This is a genomic window from Pseudomonas sp. FSL L8-0168, assembly GCF_037976155.1.
GTDB classification, from domain to species: Bacteria; Pseudomonadota; Gammaproteobacteria; order Pseudomonadales; family Pseudomonadaceae; genus Aquipseudomonas; species Aquipseudomonas paracarnis.
The window spans coordinates 2,825,215-2,844,228 of the sequence record NZ_CP150262.1 but is presented as its reverse complement, the minus strand read 5'-3'; the positions used below and the strand labels follow the sequence as shown (position 1 = coordinate 2,844,228).

Annotated in this window: 16 protein-coding genes and 4 tRNA genes; 12 read left to right on the top strand and 8 right to left on the bottom strand. The window is 54.4% G+C overall.

Features of this window, described 5'->3' with window-relative positions; translation table 11 throughout:
* Positions 1–15: 15 nt before the first annotated feature.
* Positions 16–1,041 (bottom strand): outer membrane protein assembly factor BamD, encoded by a 1,026-nt coding sequence (locus tag MHH62_RS12575; protein ID WP_003188421.1) that lies wholly within the window; start codon positions 1,039–1,041, stop codon positions 16–18.
* 149 nt (positions 1,042–1,190) lie between these two features.
* On the opposite strand from MHH62_RS12575, the gene rluD reads away from it, so the two are divergent.
* The 7 genes from rluD (at position 1,191) to MHH62_RS12540 (ending at position 6,378) form a co-directional block, all read left to right on the top strand.
* On the top strand, positions 1,191–2,153 hold the full coding sequence (gene rluD, locus MHH62_RS12570; RefSeq protein ID WP_003188422.1) for a 23S rRNA pseudouridine(1911/1915/1917) synthase RluD: 963 nt from the start codon (positions 1,191–1,193) through the stop codon (positions 2,151–2,153).
* Positions 2,150–2,875 (top strand): peptidoglycan editing factor PgeF, encoded by a 726-nt coding sequence (gene pgeF / locus MHH62_RS12565; protein WP_339233007.1) that lies wholly within the window; start codon positions 2,150–2,152, stop codon positions 2,873–2,875. The genes rluD and pgeF overlap by 4 nt, the downstream gene beginning before the upstream one ends.
* A gap of 135 nt (positions 2,876–3,010) precedes the next feature.
* Positions 3,011–5,575: an ATP-dependent chaperone ClpB gene (clpB, locus tag MHH62_RS12560; RefSeq protein WP_014716867.1), complete on the top strand. Its 2,565-nt coding sequence runs from the start codon at positions 3,011–3,013 to the stop codon at positions 5,573–5,575.
* Between the two features lie 295 nt (positions 5,576–5,870).
* Positions 5,871–5,946, top strand: a tRNA-Asn gene (locus tag MHH62_RS12555).
* Between the two features lie 9 nt (positions 5,947–5,955).
* Positions 5,956–6,032, top strand: a tRNA-Pro gene (locus tag MHH62_RS12550).
* Between the two features lie 5 nt (positions 6,033–6,037).
* A tRNA-Lys gene (locus MHH62_RS12545) sits at positions 6,038–6,113 on the top strand.
* Between the two features lie 188 nt (positions 6,114–6,301).
* Positions 6,302–6,378, top strand: a tRNA-Pro gene (locus MHH62_RS12540).
* Positions 6,379–6,547: 169 nt separating this feature from the next.
* Here the strand turns inward: MHH62_RS12540 and MHH62_RS12535 are convergent.
* On the bottom strand, positions 6,548–7,867 hold the full coding sequence (locus tag MHH62_RS12535) for a site-specific integrase (protein WP_008432853.1): 1,320 nt from the start codon (positions 7,865–7,867) through the stop codon (positions 6,548–6,550).
* Positions 7,864–9,750: a MobH family relaxase gene (gene mobH, locus MHH62_RS12530; protein ID WP_008432854.1), complete on the bottom strand. Its 1,887-nt coding sequence runs from the start codon at positions 9,748–9,750 to the stop codon at positions 7,864–7,866. Before mobH ends, MHH62_RS12535 begins: the two co-directional genes overlap by 4 nt.
* A 205-nt stretch (positions 9,751–9,955) precedes the next feature.
* Between mobH and MHH62_RS12525 the strand changes: the two genes are divergently transcribed.
* Together MHH62_RS12525 and MHH62_RS12520 are read left to right on the top strand one after the other, a co-directional pair.
* Positions 9,956–10,444, top strand: a complete 489-nt coding sequence (locus MHH62_RS12525) for a hypothetical protein (RefSeq protein ID WP_019821334.1) — start codon at positions 9,956–9,958, stop codon at positions 10,442–10,444.
* A 235-nt stretch (positions 10,445–10,679) separates the two neighbouring features.
* Positions 10,680–11,003 (top strand): hypothetical protein, encoded by a 324-nt coding sequence (locus tag MHH62_RS12520; RefSeq protein WP_008432855.1) that lies wholly within the window; start codon positions 10,680–10,682, stop codon positions 11,001–11,003.
* A 32-nt stretch (positions 11,004–11,035) separates the two neighbouring features.
* Here MHH62_RS12520 and MHH62_RS12515 read toward each other — a convergent pair whose 3' ends face one another.
* From MHH62_RS12515 to MHH62_RS12495, 5 genes are read right to left on the bottom strand one after another with little or no spacing between them, the layout of a single operon-like run.
* Positions 11,036–12,550 (bottom strand): conjugal transfer protein TraG N-terminal domain-containing protein, encoded by a 1,515-nt coding sequence (locus MHH62_RS12515; RefSeq protein ID WP_008432856.1) that lies wholly within the window; start codon positions 12,548–12,550, stop codon positions 11,036–11,038.
* Complete coding sequence (locus MHH62_RS12510; protein WP_008432858.1) at positions 12,547–12,927, bottom strand: hypothetical protein; 381 nt, start codon at positions 12,925–12,927, stop codon at positions 12,547–12,549. Before MHH62_RS12510 ends, MHH62_RS12515 begins: the two co-directional genes overlap by 4 nt.
* Positions 12,928–12,935: 8 nt before the next feature.
* Positions 12,936–14,297: an integrating conjugative element protein gene (locus MHH62_RS12505; protein ID WP_339233006.1), complete on the bottom strand. Its 1,362-nt coding sequence runs from the start codon at positions 14,295–14,297 to the stop codon at positions 12,936–12,938.
* A 20-nt stretch (positions 14,298–14,317) separates the two neighbouring features.
* Positions 14,318–15,259 carry a TIGR03756 family integrating conjugative element protein gene (locus MHH62_RS12500; RefSeq protein WP_008432863.1) on the bottom strand — a complete coding sequence of 314 codons (942 nt, stop codon included), beginning with the start codon at positions 15,257–15,259 and terminating at the stop codon, positions 14,318–14,320.
* A complete protein-coding gene (locus MHH62_RS12495; protein WP_008432865.1) occupies positions 15,256–15,684 on the bottom strand; it encodes a TIGR03757 family integrating conjugative element protein in 429 nt (142 codons plus the stop codon). The genes MHH62_RS12500 and MHH62_RS12495 overlap by 4 nt, the downstream gene beginning before the upstream one ends.
* A 948-nt stretch (positions 15,685–16,632) precedes the next feature.
* Between MHH62_RS12495 and MHH62_RS12490 the strand changes: the two genes are divergently transcribed.
* From MHH62_RS12490 to MHH62_RS12480, 3 genes are all read left to right on the top strand, one after another.
* The gene (locus tag MHH62_RS12490; protein ID WP_008432869.1) at positions 16,633–16,965 is read left to right on the top strand and encodes a DUF2790 domain-containing protein; all 333 of its coding nucleotides are present in this window, start codon (positions 16,633–16,635) and stop codon (positions 16,963–16,965) included.
* A 217-nt stretch (positions 16,966–17,182) separates the two neighbouring features.
* Positions 17,183–18,508, top strand: a complete 1,326-nt coding sequence (locus MHH62_RS12485) for an OprD family porin (protein ID WP_008432871.1) — start codon at positions 17,183–17,185, stop codon at positions 18,506–18,508.
* A gap of 219 nt (positions 18,509–18,727) precedes the next feature.
* Positions 18,728–19,003: a metal/formaldehyde-sensitive transcriptional repressor gene (locus tag MHH62_RS12480; protein ID WP_024073346.1), complete on the top strand. Its 276-nt coding sequence runs from the start codon at positions 18,728–18,730 to the stop codon at positions 19,001–19,003.
* Positions 19,004–19,014: the final 11 nt, after the last annotated feature.

Genomic DNA, 19,014 nt, shown 5'->3' with positions numbered 1-19,014 from the left:
CGTTGCGTCGAACAATCAGTCGAACACACCGAAGGTCATGTAGCTGAACCACGAGCGGTCCTGGTTGTTGCCCAGGGCTTGCGGCTCTTCTTCTTCGATCACGTCACCGTTCTCGTCGTGCGGCTTGAGATCCGAAGGAATAGCGTCCTTGGCGTCCTGGTACATCTTGATCACGTCCTGGTTGGCGCGAGTTTCACCCGGCGGCAGTGGTGGACGGGACTCGATCAGGCCCAGGGTGTACTTGCTCAGCCACGAACGGTTGTCCGCTTCGGCAACCTGAGGCACGAACTGGCCGTCTTTCAGGCTAGGGTGGTCGGGGTAGTTGAGCTTCAGGGTTTCCAGGCTGGTCGTCGCCAGTGTGTCCAGGTGCAGACGCTGGTAAGCCTCGGTCATCACGGCCAGGCCGTCACCCACGGACGGGGTTTCCTGGAAGTTTTCCACCACGTAGCGGCCACGGTTGGCGGCGGCCACATAAGCCTGACGGGTCAGGTAGTAGTGGGCCACGTGGATCTCGTACGAAGCCAGCAGGTTGCGCAAGTAGATCATGCGCTGCTTGGCGTCCGGCGCGTAGCGGCTGTTGGGGTAGCGGCTGGTCAGCTGGGCGAACTCGTTATAGGAGTCACGGGCAGCACCCGGGTCGCGCTTGGTCATGTCCAGCGGCAGGAAGCGCGCCAGCAGGCCAACATCCTGGTCGAACGAGGTCAGGCCCTTCATGTAGTAGGCGTAGTCCACGTTCGGGTGCTGCGGGTGCAGGCGGATGAAACGCTCGGCAGCGGACTTGGCAGCTTCCGGCTCGGCGTTCTTGTAGTTGGCGTAGATCAGCTCAAGCTGGGCCTGGTCGGCATAGCGGCCGAACGGGTAACGCGACTCCAATGCCTTCAGCTTCGCTGTGGCGCTGGTGAAGCTATTATTGTCCAAGTCTGTCTGAGCTTGCTGGTACAGCTCGACTTCGCTCAGGTTTTCGTCGACGACGTCCTTTGTTGACGAGCAAGCAGCAGTCATGGCGAGGATGGCGATCAGCAGCAGGTGTTTCACTTGCATGGCGGCTTGCGTCCCTATGACGGCCGCTGTCTTGGGCGGGGCCGTCCTGTTATGATGAGCGCCCCGTTGAAAGCCTCGGGGCAAAAGACGCCGTATTTAACCACAAGCGCGCAGCCGAAACCAAAGGCTACGCCACGCCTAGTCTGAGCATGTCCGATAAAATTGAACTTCGCGCAGAGGTGCCGTCCGAATTGGGCGGCCAACGCCTCGATCAAGTCGCCGCACAATTATTCGCTGAGCACTCGCGCTCGCGCCTTTCCGCCTGGATCAAAGACGGCCGCCTGACTGTGGATGGAGCGGTTATCCGCCCGCGAGACATAGTCCATGGCGGTGCGATTCTTGAGCTGACTGCCGAGCAGGAAGCCCAGGGAGAATGGGTTGCCCAGGACATCGAGCTGGATATCGTCTATGAAGACGACGACATCCTGGTCATCAACAAACCCGCAGGCCTGGTGGTTCACCCGGCCGCCGGGCACGCTGATGGCACCTTGCTCAATGCCCTGTTGCACCACGTGCCGGACATCATCAATGTGCCGCGCTGCGGCATTGTTCACCGTCTGGACAAGGACACCACCGGCCTTATGGTGGTGGCCAAGACCATTCAGGCGCAGACGCAACTGGTTACGCAATTGCAGAGCCGGAGCGTCAGCCGCATCTATGAGTGCATTGTGATCGGCGTCGTTGTGGCCGGTGGCAAAATCAACGCACCCATTGGTCGTCACGGCCAGCAGCGCCAGCGTATGGCGGTGATGGAAGGTGGCAAGCAGGCCGTCAGCCACTACCGTGTGCTGGAGCGTTTCCGTTCCCACACCCATGTGCGGGTCAAGCTGGAAACCGGGCGTACCCACCAGATTCGCGTGCACATGGCGCACATCAACTTCCCGTTGGTCGGCGACCCGGCCTACGGTGGCCGCTTCCGTATTCCGCCGGCGGCCAGCCAGACCATGGTTGAGTCGCTCAAGACGTTCCCGCGCCAGGCACTGCATGCACGCTTCCTGGAACTGGATCATCCGACGAGCGGTAAGCGCATGAGCTGGGAATCGCCACTACCGGACGATCTGGTCTGGCTGCTGTCGCTGCTCAAGCAGGATCGCGAGGCGTTTGTCGGATGAGTGAATGGCTGATACCTGACTGGCCCGCGCCGGCTCGGGTAAAAGCCTGCGTCACCACCCGTGCGGGCGGCGTCAGCCTGGCGCCGTTCGACAGCCTCAACCTGGGTGATCATGTCGAGGACAGCCTCGAGGCCGTCCTTGAGAATCGCCGTCGCCTGAGTGAGGCCTTCGATATCCAGCCTGCCTGGTTGCGTCAAGTCCATGGTACTCGCGTGGTTGAGGCCGATCCGGGCCGTACTGTCGAGGCTGACGGTAGTTGGACCAGCACCGCTGGCATCGCCTGCACATCCATGACCGCTGATTGCCTGCCTGCGCTGTTCTGTGATCGAGCGGGCACCCGGGTTGCCGCAGCCCATGCCGGTTGGCGTGGTTTGGCGGCCGGCGTGCTGGAGGCCGCTTTCGAAAGCCTGGATAGCGCACCCGAAGACGTTCTGGTCTGGCTCGGCCCTGCCATTGGCCCACAAGCCTTTGAGGTCGGCCCGGAAGTGCGTGAAGTGTTCATGCAGCAACTGCGTGCCACCGCTGAGGCCTTTGTTCCCAGCCACAACCCTGGCAAGTACCTGGCCGACATTTACCAACTGGCGCGCCTGCGTCTGGCCGCGCGCGGTGTTAGCGCTGTGTATGGTGGCGGTTTGTGCACTGTGACCGACCCGCGTTTCTTTTCTTATCGCCGAAGCCCACGTACGGGCCGATTCGCCTCCCTTATCTGGCTTGAACGCTAGACTGTCCTGATCTGTATCAACCGTCCGCCGCTTGAAACGCCCAGAATCCACCCCATCTATAAGGGTATCTGGCAGGTTTCTTCATTCAGGATGTGTTTGTTCATAGCTCCGGCCTGCTCAAAAGGAAGGTGACTAATGCGTATTGATCGTTTAACCAGCAAATTACAGTTGGCCTTGTCCGACTCTCAATCTTTGGCAGTGGGCCTCGACCACCCGGCCATCGAACCTGCACACTTGATGCAGGCACTCCTGGAACAGCAGGGTGGCTCTATCAAACCCTTGCTGATGCAGGTGGGCTTTGACGTCAACAGCCTGCGCAAGGAGTTGAGCAAAGAGCTCGACCAACTGCCGAAAATCCAGAATCCCACCGGGGACGTGAATATGTCCCAGGATCTGGCGCGCCTGCTCAACCAGGCCGACCGCCTGGCCCAGCAGAAAGGTGACCAGTTCATCTCCAGTGAATTGGTGTTGCTCGCCGCCATGGACGACAACAGCAAGCTCGGCAAGTTGTTGCTGGGCCAGGGCGTGAGCAAAAAGGCCCTGGAAAACGCCATCAACAACCTGCGTGGCGGCGAAGCGGTGAACGACCCCAACCACGAGGAGTCGCGCCAGGCCCTGGACAAATACACCGTCGACCTGACCAAGCGTGCCGAAGAAGGCAAGCTGGACCCGGTGATCGGCCGTGACGACGAAATTCGTCGCACCATCCAGGTGTTGCAACGTCGCACCAAGAACAACCCCGTGTTGATCGGTGAACCTGGCGTGGGTAAAACCGCGATTGCCGAGGGCCTGGCCCAGCGCATCATTAATGGTGAAGTGCCAGACGGCCTCAAAGGCAAGCGCCTGCTGTCTCTGGATATGGGCTCGCTGATTGCCGGTGCCAAGTTCCGGGGTGAGTTCGAAGAGCGCCTCAAATCCTTGCTTAACGAATTGTCGAAGCAGGAAGGGCAGATCATTCTGTTTATCGACGAATTGCACACCATGGTCGGCGCCGGTAAGGGCGAAGGCTCCATGGACGCCGGCAACATGCTCAAGCCCGCCTTGGCGCGGGGTGAGTTGCACTGCGTCGGTGCAACTACGCTTAACGAATACCGTCAGTACATCGAAAAGGACGCAGCCCTTGAGCGTCGCTTCCAGAAAGTTCTGGTGGAAGAACCCAGCGAAGAAGACACCATCGCGATCCTGCGGGGCCTGAAAGAGCGCTATGAGGTCCACCATAAGGTGGCTATTACCGACGGTGCGATCATCGCGGCGGCCAAGTTGAGCCATCGCTATATCACTGATCGCCAGTTGCCGGACAAGGCTATCGACCTGATCGACGAAGCGGCAAGCCGCATCCGTATGGAGATCGATTCCAAGCCGGAAGTGCTTGATCGCCTGGATCGGCGCCTGATTCAACTGAAAGTCGAATCCCAGGCGCTGAAGAAAGAAGAAGACGAAGCGGCCAAGAAGCGTCTGGAAAAACTCCAGGAAGAAATTGTTCGCCTGGAACGCGAGTATTCGGACCTCGAAGAAATCTGGACCTCGGAAAAAGCCGAAGTACAGGGTTCGGCGCAGATCCAGCAAAAGATCGAGCAGTCCCGTCAGGAACTCGAAGCGGCGCGCCGTAAAGGCGACCTGAACCGCATGGCCGAGTTGCAGTACGGGGTGATCCCGGACCTGGAGCGCAGCCTGCAGATGGTCGACCAGCACGGCAAGCCTGAGAACCAGTTGCTGCGCAGCAAGGTGACCGAGGAAGAAATTGCCGAAGTGGTCTCCAAGTGGACCGGTATTCCCGTGTCGAAGATGCTCGAAGGCGAGCGCGACAAGTTGCTGAAGATGGAAAGCCTGTTGCATCAGCGCGTCATCGGCCAGGAAGAGGCAGTGGTGGCGGTGTCCAACGCGGTTCGGCGTTCCCGGGCAGGTTTGTCCGACCCGAACCGTCCAAGCGGCTCGTTCATGTTCCTCGGCCCAACCGGTGTGGGTAAGACCGAGTTGTGCAAGGCCCTGGCCGAGTTCCTCTTTGATACTGAAGAGGCCATGGTGCGGATCGATATGTCCGAATTCATGGAGAAACACTCGGTGGCTCGTCTGATCGGTGCGCCACCAGGCTATGTGGGTTACGAAGAGGGCGGTTATCTGACCGAAGCCGTACGGCGCAAGCCTTACTCGGTGATCCTGCTGGATGAGGTCGAGAAGGCGCACCCGGATGTGTTCAACATCTTGCTGCAGGTGCTGGAAGATGGTCGCTTGACGGACAGCCACGGGCGCACGGTGGACTTCCGCAATACGGTGATCGTGATGACCTCCAACCTGGGCTCGGCTCAGATCCAGGAATTGGTGGGTGATCGTGAAGCCCAGCGTGCGGCGGTGATGGATGCGTTGACCACGCACTTCCGTCCGGAATTCATCAACCGGGTCGACGAAGTGGTGATCTTCGAGCCTCTGGCGCGGGATCAGATCGCGGGCATTACCGAAATTCAGTTGGGCCGCCTGCGTAGCCGTCTGGCTGAGCGCGAGTTGGACCTGGAGTTGAGCAGCGAAGCGTTGGACAAGCTGATCGCGGTCGGTTACGACCCAGTGTATGGCGCACGGCCACTCAAACGTGCGATCCAGCGCTGGATCGAGAACCCACTGGCGCAGCTGATCCTGTCGGGCAGCTTTATGCCTGGCACCCGCGTCACGGCGACGGTGAAAGACGACGAAATCGTCTTCCATTAAGGCCTGCGCTTGGCGCAACCAGAGAAGGCCCCGCATTGCGGGGCCTTTTTTTTCGATAGGGCGTTGAACTGTAAGGCAAAGGCTTGTAAAGTGCGCCCCGCAGCAACGTCAGCCCACGGGTTTCTTCTCCCCAAGAAGAAATCAGAAAGAAGCGCAAATCATTGTCTTAAAAGCAATTTAAAGGGTTGACAGGGGTTTTTAAGATTGTAGAATAGCGCGCCTCAGAGACGCTAACGTAGCGATACGGACAGGGTCGAAGAGGAAGCAACACAGCAGTAACTTTGAAATATGTAGTTCCGTGATAGCTCAGTCGGTAGAGCAAATGACTGTTAATCATTGGGTCCCAGGTTCGAGTCCTGGTCACGGAGCCAATTTCAAACCGGGGTATAGCGCAGTCCGGTAGCGCGCCTGCTTTGGGAGCAGGATGTCGGGAGTTCGAATCCCCCTACCCCGACCATATTTGGGTCGTTAGCTCAGTTGGTAGAGCAGTTGGCTTTTAACCAATTGGTCGTAGGTTCGAATCCCACACGACCCACCATTTTTGAGACCAGTTGACGCTGGAATCAAATCTTAGAATCAGAGGTTCTAGCTCTGATAGAGGCGGTTTTACGGTTTTGGAAAGTGTTACAGCACTTAGATATCGCCGTAGACATGCAGCCGTCTGAGGCGAACAGTAGTTTCGGTTCGTCATGATGTCAATGTGCATAGGCTTTGCGATGCGCATTCCGGGGTATAGCGCAGTCCGGTAGCGCGCCTGCTTTGGGAGCAGGATGTCGGGAGTTCGAATCCCCCTACCCCGACCATATTTAATGAAAAAGGCGTCTTTATGACGCCTTTTTTTGTGCCTTGAGCAAAGTCGTACCGTTCGTCTGGAAAAAATCCGGATTTCGACCTGGTTCTTTATTCCGGGCATGCGAAAGCCTCTGGCCAACCAGAATTCCCTATAGCCAGTGCGCTTTGATTATGAGCGTACTAGGGCGATGCTCTGGAAAATGATGAGCTTCGCATTGAATGCTCAGTTGAGGTGCGTTTCCTGAATGTGCCGACACCAAGCCCGCTCGCCATTAGCGTCAATAGTAGACTCTGCTCTACTTGATCTACTGGTGGGTCCATAGAGCATGTCATTGACTCGCGATGCAGTTGCGCAGATGCGAGCTCGAGAGCCTTCTGTAGCGCGCTTCGGCCAGTCGACTTGGTCCGCCGATCAATACTGACCTCTGTGCTGCTAGATTGTTGTGGAGCTGGCAGCTTCTTGGGCTCTGGTTGAGCGGTTTCCTGTGAATGCACACCTATTTTGGCGGGTAAGGGGGCAGAGGGTTTGCCACTTGGATCAACCCGTGTCACTCGGCTCAGAGCGCCCTGAGCCCGACTCCGCTCATGTAGAACAGCACGCATATGGTCGTAGTCCGCCTCTATGTAATTCATCGTTGTCGCTAGATTCGAATGATTCAGCAGGCTTTTCGTGAGATGAATGTTTCGCTCAGGCTGCTTCATCAAGTCTGTTGCTAATGTGTGCCTGAAGCGGTGAGGGGTCATGCGCACGCCGATCTTATCGGTGAGCTTGCCGTACATTGACTCCACCTGGTCGATGTTCATTTCCTTGCCATGGAAGTGACGAGAGAATCTGTTGACGTTGAACAGCTGATCGTCTGGTGAAAAACCGATTTTCTCGGCCTCCCCCAAGATCCTGGATAAGTGTGGAGCGAGTCCTTCCATAATGGGGAGGAAAAACTCCCGATGGGTCTTCTCTGTTTCACCGCGGACCAAGATCATCTGGCTGTCCCAGTCGATATCTTTGTAACGCAGGCACAGCAGGGCATTCAGACGTATGCCTGTGTAATAAAACATCTCGAAGACGCTGAGCCAGAACCAGGCAGGTGTGATCTGGCTACGTTCATGCGTACAACGTTCTTGGCCTACAAGGGATATGAGCCAGTTGCGTGCTCGTTGGATGGCGTCTCCATTGATTGTCTTGCTGGCTCGCTTTGGTGGGATAACGCTGGTTTTCTTGAATGGGTTGATCGTGGTATGGGTCATCAGGCCGTGTTCTATGGCGTAGCCCCAAACAGTTCGAAGGTGATTTGAATAGGTGTTCCAGCTGCGTTTGGATAATCCGTTCTCAAGGACTTTTTTTCGCCATGTCAGAACCGCACGATGATCGATCTCCTCAACTGAGGCCGTTCGGAAATGCTTGAGTAGTGCTTTGGTCGAGGCGCGATAGATCTTTGCACTGGCAGGCCGCAGATCATGGGCAAAGATGTATTCCTCCGTCAGATTCGAGGGCGTCGTCATTGTGGCGGCTCCGTTGCTTCTGACTTCAAGGACAGGCTGATATTGTCGAAAGGGACCTCAGAGAAGATTGTTCGCGGGTCTAGTAGTAAGTACCCCTTGAGCTGCTTGGATTTTCGAGGTCCAACAACGTCACAGGTCCAAATATTCAAACTCTTATGCGTTTTTCGATGAAGTTTCTGTTTCTCGAAACTACGTTGAACCAGCTGCCAGGCGCTGACTTGCTGTACTTTGGCTTGCTGTTCGATATGGGGGAATTCAAGGACGTAGCGTTTGAAAATTCCAGGCGTTACCAGCATAGCGGTCCCTGCTACGGTATGAACCAGCGCTTTGGTATCGTTGATAATGATGGTCCGGGATGCGATGCCTTTCTTAAGCCATTCAACAAATCCCTGACCGATCTCGGTGTTATTGCTAGGCATCGGAGTGACTTCTTCGATTATTGCTAAAGGCGCACCTCCTTGATTGGAGGTTTGGGAAGGCTGGATTTCATCCAGTTTCGGAGGCGCGGTATGTGCCGCTGAGACCGCTTTGTTTTTGGTGTCTTCTGATGGCTCATTGATGTTACCAAGGAGCGCCAGTAGCTCGTCAAATTCATCTGTACTGCTCGAGGAATGCTGAGGTAGTTCGAACGGTGATGGCTGTGCCGGTGCTAAAGGCGCCGGCACAGGGCTGGATTGAATTTCCGAAGGCAACTTTTTGGCCGGTGTGGCGACGGTATTTTCAGCTGCAGAGTCTTCTACCGGGTTGCCAGCTTCTACCTCAAGAGTCCCAGCGTAAGCTGTGGGCCGATCACTTGGATCATTCCAGATCAGTGCCGGTGAGAGCTTCAGCAGGGTGAAGGTGTTTCGCCAGCCACGACCATTGTCTATCGTGGCTTTCCAGATTGCCTTGTCTTGGGCATTGGTTTGGATTACCCCCTGATCTTGCAGCATGTTGAAGAAAGGCGCATTCGTACTGGGTACACCTTCAACGCCTTTGGTCAGCAAATAGGCTCGCAATTGATCAGCAATAGGCTTGCTAACCAGCCAAAGAGCATCCTGTGTCAGCCATCCATCTGACGGTCCATCGGGTTGATTCAGTTTGAATGTATCTCGGACCAGGTGACGCAACCCATCTGCTAATTGACGCTGCAAAGACTGTTTGGGCGCGGACAGCGCGCGGGCTGGATTTCCACCGAGCTCCTGTGCGACGGACGCCTGATCGGCCTTGACCACGATCTCTCCCAAAATGCCGGCATGTTCGTACTGACCAGCCAAAATGAAGATTAACTGCGACCACACTTCGGGGAAATTACTGAGCCAATCTAAGATTTCTGAGGAGAGGATCTGCGCGTAGATCAGTGCGGCAGCGGCTCCGTGAAGTTGGTAGTTGCGTCCTTTCACGTAACGGAATCGATAGGGACGATCGATTGGGCCGTGCCACGGGTGCCAGGTTTTACCTCCTGCCAGCTCGACGTGCACGTCGACGGCGATCTTGCCGAGGTCGTGTATCAGAGCGCCGTAAGCCGCGGCGGCAGTCCAGGCCTCAGCCTGTGCTGATTGAGACTCCGGCGGTGCGCCTATAGGAAGCAGGTAGCTCTGTCGAATTTTCAAGGCATAGGCGACGATTTCAAGCCCGTGATCCAGCATGCCGCCAGGGTGTGCATGATGGTGGTTTTGCGAAGCAGGGAGCTGCTGGACCAACTCCGCGTAGCGCTCAAGTGGACGCCTATAGAGCTCGACAAACTGTGAGCGAGATAACGATGCGCGCTGCCAAATGTTCTCCAGTAGTTTCTGACGGCGCGGCGATGCCAGTAGTGCTTGGCTAGAGGCCGGCTGTATAAAACCGTTAGGGGAGGGGCTTTGGGCGGGTAGCGCTTTATTGCGGCGGAAAATAGAGAACATCGCCTGCTCCGTAAATGATTCATGGGGCAGGCTTTTCTCCTATCAAAGGGGGGGCGAGCAAGGGGAAAGGATCACTGGTTGCCTCGGGTATTTCTTTTGGCGAAGAGCCATCTTTCTATGGTGGTGACGGAGAAAGGAATGCAGAATTATCGTCGTTTCGGTCTAAGGGCACGGGGCCGCAGATCGACTATGTGAGGAAAAAATGATGGTTTCACTTCGCTACGCTACGAAATCAACCTCAGATAATGTTTGGGCACTTTGTGATTTGATACGTGACAATAAGTGTGATGAGATCATTCTTTTTGCTAGTGTAGGGAATGATCTTGATGATGAGGAAGCAAGGTGGGACAACAACCTTCCTCTGGTTGTCGCCTTAGCTAAATATATTATTCCTCACGTTGATAGCGTCTTGGTCATTTTTGATGGAGTGTTTCTAACCGCTGCGCGTTCCGCTCGTTATGGTGAAGTACGTGAACTGCTGGATGTAGCTATTGCGTCTGACAAGGTTTATTACTCTGGGCAGAGAGCCCCACTTACTAGCGAAATGACTCCTGACGAGGCTGTTTCAACTCTTATTAATTTAGGTTCTATCCAACCGTTGACGGTTGAGTCCAGAGCTGAATACTTTTCTTTGCTTAGTAATTTTACAGAAGACGAGTTAGTTGAAGTTTATTCGACTCGCGAGATGCGTTGATGAGATTGGACCTTTTTCCCGCTGAAAGCGGCCCTTTCGGGTAAGGCTTTTACCCTTGTGAACCATTCCATTCGCTTCTACAAAACCTTTTACCTTTTGGGCCATTTTTGTTGTGAAAGGGGGGCATCTGGTGCTGAAGGCAAAGGCCGTTTGTCTCATGATCTTGCAGCATAGAAAAATCGGTATTATAAGTAATGTCAAATCGCCCCTAGACCGGGTAAGAAGGAGACGCACCATGACCGCACAGACCTCTCAGGGAGTAGCAAGTCGCTTAGGCTATGGCCTGGGTCAGGCTGCGCGCCTCGTTTGGTGCAGTCAGAACCGTACCCTGCGTTGGGTCAAGCGTCTGGTTGTGGCTGCCGTACTCCTATATTTTTCTGCAGACATTTTCAGCGGGATTATCAGCGTTGCAGTATTTACCTTGGTTTTGGGTGGAGGGCTCTGGGCGTTGAATCACAGACCTACGCCTCGCAGAAACCAGATAGAGTATGGTCAATGCTATGGCCCCGATGGCTATGGGTACTATGTTGCTGGTCAACGTGTAGACGACGATGATTAAGGGTCTCATATCAATGATATGAGACCCTTACGTTACATAACGCTACGTTTGACAGTATTCACCCCTTCCTGACCTGCCTTTTGAACATCTTTTGTTCCGCTGGTAAGGCCTTCCAATGCTTTTCCTGCGCTCACCCCTGCCCATCCCAGCGCGCCCATCCAAAACACTGGCAGGATGATGAACATCGAGCCCATCACGAAGTTTAAGATTGCGTCCTGGGTGGCAGTGTTCAAACCCATCACAGGATCAAATGATAAATGCGGAGAACCGGCTCCATATAAAGCGTCCAATATCGTGGTATCGACCCATCTAGCCAGTTGAAACCAAAAGTCCACGAATATCAGAGCGAAAAAAACAACGGACATAGTCATGGCCACTTTTAGTTGGTAAGCCCCGACGATTAGCACCAAGGGAATGCAAATCACCATCGCCATTTTCAAGAACGCCATGACCATCGGTAGCGCCTGGCGAACCATGTCCATCGCTGGAAAATAGGCCATAGATCCTAATGCAACCCCGAGAGTCCCCGCTGCCCGGGCTGCACCATTCCACACAGTTCCGTCGATTTGTCCCCCGTAGTCCGTATAAACATCCCCTTTCACCTGGTTCGACGGCGAGACCAGTTGCCGGACAAGCGAGTCAGTGACTTCGTCCGGGGACAACCACTTTGCCCAGCCGAGCATTTTGGTCATGAGGTCCGGCGACACTTGAGCCTTGATACGGTCCCGCAGTCCCACTCCGCTATCTGACCACCATTGTTTGCAAGTTGGATAGCCCCCACCTCCACCCACTTGTGGTAAACCCACATCACGAGATGCGTTATAGGGCCATGATGCCCTTGGAGTTTTGGAGTAGTCCGTGTCGTAATAACCCGAGGTGTTCAATAAATAGTGCGAACCAATCCAGCTGAGTTCCTGCGCAAAACGAGGGTCATTCCCTTGCGCTCCCAATTCGGGTTGGCGCATGAATAATCTGGCACGGGAGGGTCCATAGCAATCGTGCGTAAAGTCGCCAATTTCCTGAGCCAATAGCGGGTTGTTGATCTTGGTGTTGCTAACTTCCATGCGTACTTGCCGTAAATCAGTCCCGCAGGGAATTGCTGCTACAGCGCCATTGGTTAATCCCTTTGATAATGCATGCATTAATGCCCACCACATGGGCATCTGGGCACTCTTTCCTGCCAGTGAGCTGAATGTTGTGTTCCAGCCTGTGTCTGTGGGTTTAGGTAAGTTGTATTGACATTGCTGAGCTCTACTCTGGTCAAATGCCAAGGTATCAAAACTCACATTGACGGCTGGTACAGCGAAGAATGCGACTACGATGTAGCCAACGTAGATATTGGTTTCGATACGTGCCAGTGAGAGAACGCCTTTGTTGCCCTCATCGGCCCCCTCACCACGGACTTTCAGCCACTCTCGAATAACGATGATGCAGAAGGGGAGGGCGAATAGACCGGTATCTGAAATCATCGCCCAGATACCATTGTTGATGATCCAACCGACCAACGTCAGGTAGTACTCTAAATAGTCATTGGTGTAGAGCGTCACAGAACACCCCCTGCCTGATACAGCACCTTGCTCAGTTCAACCATCAGAAATAATAAGATCACCATTATCTCGATCTTCAACAGGCCTTTGCGCCGTTTCGAGCGTTCTGAGTTCGATAACCGTACCTTGAATTTGAACCAGGCAACGGTCAGTGCGATATAAAGCATTAGGCGCCAGGTAAAGAGCGGCCAATAGTGGTCGGTGCGCCAGGCTTGCCATTGCTCGGCGCTGTCGAACATGTTCATCAGGACAGCGCTGAGTAGGACTACGAGGGCGGCAGTCGCGAGCAAAACACCCAGAACAAGCAGAATGCTCCTCCCGGTTCGTCGAACCAGCGAACGGTTGGGAGCGGCGACAGGCTCCTGTATTTCGGTCATGGCCTTTCTCACTGTTTGTTCTGGGCGGGTGACTGCAACTGGTCCAATCGATTCGTTTCTGGGGCTCCCGGGGACACGCCACGAGAGTCTTCTGCCCGTGCTTTGCTGCGTTCAATGATGGTCAGAGGCGAGTTCTTCGCGAGCTGCTGACGCATGTCCAGTTCCATTTTGAGGTTGCCGATCTCCTGTTGCAGCGAGGAGCTCTGCTGGCCGACTGCCTGGACGGCGAGGTCATTAGCCGCGACGTTCGGTTCCCGACTGCCTGCCATCAAGGTGCGCTGTAGGGTCAGAGCTTTCTCCAACACATCGGACAACGCGACTTCGGAGGCAAGCCGGCGAGCGAGTACGTCCTGGTCGCGCTCATCCTTGAGTGCTGCTACAACGCCTCGGGTGATGGGTAACGAGTTGCTGCTCGCTGCTTCCAGGTTTTCTAGCGACAGCGTTTTGCTTCCGCTCAGCAGTTCCTGCAGGGCCTTCAGCTTGGTGTCGTACGTTTCCTGGATCAGCGGCGTGAGGCCGACGCCTGCGGCTGTCACCGTTTTAGGGCAACTGTCACAGGTCTGCTGTTGTTGTTCACCCAGGACACGATTGGCAAAGGTGGTGGCTTCCTGGGGCGATGACCAGACATTGCACACCATGCCGTTGTTGCAGTTCGCTTTACTGATGGATACGGTGTCGCCGGCCGCGCGCTTGTTCAGAAGGTTGTAGCCCGCCTTGGTGACGTCGCCTACGATACGAATTGGCTTCTGACCGGAACCACCTGCTCTATCACCACCAACCCAAGTGACGCCATCGTTTCCACCTTTCTTTTCGACTTGTTCCACCGCCGACACTGCGTCTGTGTTGGATGTTAGCGCCTGACTCATAGCCTGACCTTCAGCAAGCTTGCCCCAGCCCATTTGGTTACCGGCGATATCCGCCATCTTTTCGCCAATGGCGCGGCAGGTGCCTTTGGAGCGGTCGAAGTCCAGGCGGGCCTGCAAAATGCCGTTGGTGATGAGGTTGTATAGCGCCGGGTTCGCACGTTGAAGAATCAGTGCCGGCAGCGAAGCCACGGCGCTGGTGGCGCTCTGTACCACCGAGCTCATGATGTTTTTGAAGCCGGAAGTGGCACCATTCAATTGGTTTTCAAGGGTTGTGCTCAGGCTCATGTTTCCGCAGATTAGATTGGTATTCCAACCGCCTCCCACAGAAATACTATCCATGTTGCCTGCGCTCCCCATGGTGACTGCGTTGCCGCCGCCAATGCTATACAGCACGTTGTCCCCAATGACGCTTCCGGAGGAGGAGAGGTTGATTGGATCAGCAGAGAGCGCTATTGCACTGCTGAGGCTGCAGGCGAGCCCTATCGCCAAGGTAGTGAGTTTCATGCTTTGCTCCGATCGCTGTTTCATTGGAAGTCCGTACTGCCGAGGAAGGTCTGTCCTCGACGCTGGCAACACGAATAAGGGCGCCAGAGTGCCCAGGCGTAGCCGCCATCCTGCGCATCGATGTTCGGATCGATGGTGGGAAAGGTTGCGCAAGTCGGGTTGAGGACTGGGGTGAGCTCTTGCCACTTACCAGTGGAGGCGTCACCTTCGCGTAGCGGCCCTGCGGGCCAGTAACCGGGGTAGGGAAGGGCGAGCATCGGCAAGTAGACATGGACCTGGCCTGGGCGGGTAACCACGTCGCCGGCACGCTGCGCAATAACTGCGCCCGTTTTGTAGTCGTCAGTCTGGTTAAGGAAGCCGCTACGCGGGTAGACGTTCCCCCAGCTGCTTGCTGAGAGCAGGCTACCGACTTCGCGCATGCCCGGAATGAGTGCTTCGGGGTATACGGATTCCGGGACGCCGTATCGCCAAGCAATGGGGTCAAGGGTGCTCAGAAAGTAAGGCACAAGCGGTAAGGTTGCGCCTTTGCATACATAGCCCGAGGCGCTGGCAAACTGACTCAACGCCGCACCACCTGGATGGCCGATGACATCGGCTTCCTTAAATTTGATGATGTTGTTCTCTGCAACGTGATTGGTAGTGCCGTCGTTGCCCGCTTGGGCCATCGGATTCGGGGTGCCAAGAGGTGACATCTCTATCCAAGGGTTCATCCCGGTATTCGCATATGCAGACACCACAGCGTCCGGTACGTAGTGACGAACCTTGGTCGAGGTTTTGACTTTGCATCCGAATGGCGTGCAGAGCAGCCAATAGCAGATGCCGACCACTTTGTACTCCAGGCAGGTTGGTGACAGGGTCGAGGCAATAATCGCTGCCGAGTTGATCGCAGCCGATGCACTGAATGACAGGCTGAAAGTGATAGCCAGCGACAAAGGCCGGATCGCAAAACGTGAGCGTCTCATCGTGACAGGCTCCGTGCTCGTTCAATCAACGCGACGGCTTTAGCTGCGTCAGGCTCGCCGTACACGACGTAGCGACGATCTACGACCACGGCTGGGAGTTTTTCGACTCGCAGGCTCCAGGCGTCTATGACGCCCTGCTGGGCTTGGGCCAACTCGTTTTGCAGATGCTTCCCTGCAGGGCTGACAAGGTAGCGTTGAATGGCCGCTTCTGCCTGGCGTGGATCGGCGGGTAGTTGGTTGGAAAGTTGTTCTTCAAGGCGCTGCTGATCATCCAGGAAGATGACGCGAGCGCCAGAAGGTGCGGATACTGGATGTGCTCGGTTTGTAATGACCCACGTCTCCGCGTGGGACGCAGTTGACAAGAACAGTAGCAGTGAAAACAGCCAGCGCCGCGTTTCGCTAATGTGGGTAAGGATCTGGAGCATGGCACCGTACCTGATATGGATTCAGGTACAGAAGACCGGATGGCTGTCTTGAGCGCAGTAAGAAATAGGAATTTGGAAGCTTTGGGTATTTGAGAGCGACGAATTCGTGTGGGTTGGATTAGAGATGGCACTTGGTCGGCTCAAATTGACGACGCAGTGAGTACGCAGTTAACTGGCTATCCACACAGCAAGAGTTCAAGCCAAGTTTATGAGGCGACCCTTCTTGGCCCCATCGCCGCCGATGGTCCACAGTACGCCAGTCGGACGAGTCTCGCCACCGCCCCACGACATAACGAAAAATCACTTCTATTGAAGCTTCGGGCGACATCAACGGCAAAATGCTCGCCCTGCCGATATCGTCAGCGGGTTTGGTCGTGCTGGAGAAAACAACCTCAAGATTCGAAGGCTTTATCTTTATCCTTGGGCAGGCAGTAGTTTGTGCTGTCCTGCTTGAGATCCTTCACGATCAAATGTTGCAAACGGAGCGCCTGCTGCACAGCTTCAATGTCATCTTCGATGACGTTAAGGATAAGATAAAAACCTATCCTCCGAGACCGTATTGCTGTTAAAGACCATCCTGCCGATTGCGTTTTCGGTGCTCTACGTAGTGCCTAATTTCCGCAGCCCATGAGGCTTTTGTGACACGTTCGTAGTCTCATTTAGCTACGCCCAAACGATTCATCCGCCTGTAGCGGTCAAAGCCGCTTTTCATAATAGGAAGATATGCATTTTTATAAAAAATCTCTAGATGCTCCAGGTGGGATACGAGTTGATTTCTGATGGTCGTATGATGCATTCAGCGTGCTCTGCCAATAAAGCTAAACTTTAAATAGTTGAACTCACGAGCTCTACGAGAGGCCTTACAGATATGTAATATTCGCGGCAGCTTCCTGAAAGGCATCACTGGTTATCCTCTAGTCAGAAGTAAGTGAGCACTAGGAGAAAATCATGAAATTATTAAAAGTTGTTTTTGCCGCTTCCATCTTGACCATGTCTTCTTTGGCCATGGCTGAAGGAGGTGGTGACCGTGTTTATGGTCGAATGATGCAAGAGAACCAGAAGGCGATGGAGCAGTACGCCTTAGAAAACGGAAAGGCGACACCTGAAGTTGTTCATTATGAATACGGAATGAACCTCGATGTCCAGAAGGTAATCAGTACCACTCAAGCCAATAAAACCTGTGGCGTAGCCCCTTCGCGCATGACCTATGAAGATTCGGCGGGCAAGCTCAACACCTTGGAATACAAGGTTATGGGTACTAACTGCCCTCACGGAAGTTAATTAGCGTTAGCCCTGACTGCGCAAGGTTGTTCGGTATGTTTTGAGCCTGCTTGCTGTTCGCTGACACAGAAGTAATTTTCAGGTCACGCTGGAGTTATCTATTGTATGAAATTATGTCTGCCGGCACGTAGGAGAAATCCTCACGTGCTGGTGGCTTTTATAATTATAAAAAATATTTCATAAAGAAACTCTGCCAAGCCAAAGCCTGGAGTGTTAAATGAACAATAAAAGCATTTATGGTCTTTCTCTCATTTCCCTTGGCATGAGCATGGGGCAAGTTGCAGTAGCTGTGGAGCAAAAGCCTGAAGGGTTCATTGAGGGGAGCACCTTTAGTATTCTCAATCGGAATCTCTATCTCAATCGTGATTATCGAAAGGGTCAATCAAGCCCCACGGGCAATGGTTACTCAGCCGAATGGGCTCATGGCATCATTGGCCGATTCGAATCAGGCTTTACTCAAGGTACCGTAGGCTTCGGCATTGATGCGTTTGCAATGGAAGGCCTCAAGCTCGATTCAGGTGATGGTCGCTCGGGAGCCCGTAGCTCAGTCGATGTCTTGCCGCACAATAGCAAAGGCCAACCTGAAGACTCCTACTCAAAAGTAGGCGGGGCCGCAAAAGTGCGTTTCCTGGATACAGTCGTCAAGGTAGGCGACGTATTTCCATCGACGCCTGTCGTTGCCTATGGGGATTCCCGACTTCTCCCGGAGAGTTTCCGGGGTGCAACGTTCACTAATACCAGCATCAAAGGCCTGACCCTTCAGGGGGGCCGGCTGCATGCGATGAGCCAACCCAATTCCAGTAGCATGCGTGACGGCTTTTCAACTTTTTACGCCGGTGTAGTAGATGCTCCATGGATCGCTTATCTAGGGGGCGATTACACGGTCAATGAACACGTAGGTGTGAGTCTTTACACCAGCCAATTCAAGGATGTGTGGAACCAATACTACGCGGGCACCACATTGAGCTATCCACTCTCAGAAAGCGTATCGCTAATTGGCGGCTTTAATTACTACCGAGCGGTTGATGAGGGTGAAAAACTTCTGGGAAGCTTCGATAACAAGATCTGGAGCGGCAAGACCGGGGTCAAATTCGGAGCGCACGCCGTGACCGTTGGTTACCAGCGCAATAATGGTAACGACGACTTTGACTACCTTCGCCAGTCCGACTCAATTTTTTTGGATAACTCCATTCAGTACAGCGATTTCAACTCACCGAAAGAGCAATCCTTGCAGCTGCGCTACGATCTAGATATGCAGGCTTTCGGCATCCCCGGTCTGAGCTTCATGACCCGCTACGCTAAGGGTTGGGATGCGGACTATTCCAACGCAAACAGCGTGTACATGCGTCGCGGAGCGGACGGTGCCCCATTGCAGGACCAAAAGCGTTGGGAGCGAGACATCGAGGCTAAGTATGTCATCCAGTCAGGCTCACTGAAGGACATGTCTTTACGTGTCCGCCAAGCAACGACACGAGCTACCGATTTCGAATCTGATTTGGACGAGGTCAGACTGATTGTTGAATATCCACTGCAACTCCTTTAACGGGCATTAGCCATCGGCATCAACTGTCCGGTATCCCCGATACACCCCGTCTCCTTGTTTCTCCTTTGGTTTGGAGACGGCTTAGGCGCCCTAGTGGCGCCTTTTTTTGTGGATTGAAGAAACTGTTGGTATATCCATCCCGGCGGCGAGCGTCCCTGGGGTTGTATGGCTGATTGGAACGTGTGAACATACTCTCAATATAGGTAGGGGGGGTATGGTATGGGTCATATGAGATCAAGCAAAGACAATCTTCTTAAGCGTGTAAAGCGAATCGCTGGGCAAGTCCAGGCGATTGAGCGAGCACTCGACTCTGATGATGACTGCTCGAAAACCCTGCTTTTGGTCGCTTCTGCCCGTGGCGCTATCAATGGGCTGATGGATGAAATTATCGAAGACCACGCTCGTGAACACGTTGCGAATCCGACACTCAGCAACGAAGAAAGAGCGAAAGGCGTCGATGAGCTTCTCGAAGCCATTCGCCGCTATTCCAAATAGGATTTGCCCAG

Coding starts and splice junctions, on each gene's coding strand:
- rluD (WP_003188422.1), top strand. CDS start 1,191: ATGTCCGATAAAATTGAACTTCGCGCAGAGGTGCCGTCCGAATTGGGC.
- mobH (WP_008432854.1), bottom strand. CDS start 9,750: ATGTTCTCTATTTTCCGCCGCAATAAAGCGCTACCCGCCCAAAGCCCC.
- MHH62_RS12500 (WP_008432863.1), bottom strand. CDS start 15,259: ATGAGACGCTCACGTTTTGCGATCCGGCCTTTGTCGCTGGCTATCACT.
- MHH62_RS12525 (WP_019821334.1), top strand. CDS start 9,956: ATGGTTTCACTTCGCTACGCTACGAAATCAACCTCAGATAATGTTTGG.
- MHH62_RS12485 (WP_008432871.1), top strand. CDS start 17,183: ATGAACAATAAAAGCATTTATGGTCTTTCTCTCATTTCCCTTGGCATG.
- pgeF (WP_339233007.1), top strand. CDS start 2,150: ATGAGTGAATGGCTGATACCTGACTGGCCCGCGCCGGCTCGGGTAAAA.
- MHH62_RS12480 (WP_024073346.1), top strand. CDS start 18,728: ATGGGTCATATGAGATCAAGCAAAGACAATCTTCTTAAGCGTGTAAAG.
- MHH62_RS12510 (WP_008432858.1), bottom strand. CDS start 12,927: ATGACCGAAATACAGGAGCCTGTCGCCGCTCCCAACCGTTCGCTGGTT.
- MHH62_RS12495 (WP_008432865.1), bottom strand. CDS start 15,684: ATGCTCCAGATCCTTACCCACATTAGCGAAACGCGGCGCTGGCTGTTT.
- MHH62_RS12520 (WP_008432855.1), top strand. CDS start 10,680: ATGACCGCACAGACCTCTCAGGGAGTAGCAAGTCGCTTAGGCTATGGC.
- MHH62_RS12535 (WP_008432853.1), bottom strand. CDS start 7,867: ATGACGACGCCCTCGAATCTGACGGAGGAATACATCTTTGCCCATGAT.
- MHH62_RS12505 (WP_339233006.1), bottom strand. CDS start 14,297: ATGAAACTCACTACCTTGGCGATAGGGCTCGCCTGCAGCCTCAGCAGT.
- MHH62_RS12490 (WP_008432869.1), top strand. CDS start 16,633: ATGAAATTATTAAAAGTTGTTTTTGCCGCTTCCATCTTGACCATGTCT.
- MHH62_RS12575 (WP_003188421.1), bottom strand. CDS start 1,041: ATGCAAGTGAAACACCTGCTGCTGATCGCCATCCTCGCCATGACTGCT.
- clpB (WP_014716867.1), top strand. CDS start 3,011: ATGCGTATTGATCGTTTAACCAGCAAATTACAGTTGGCCTTGTCCGAC.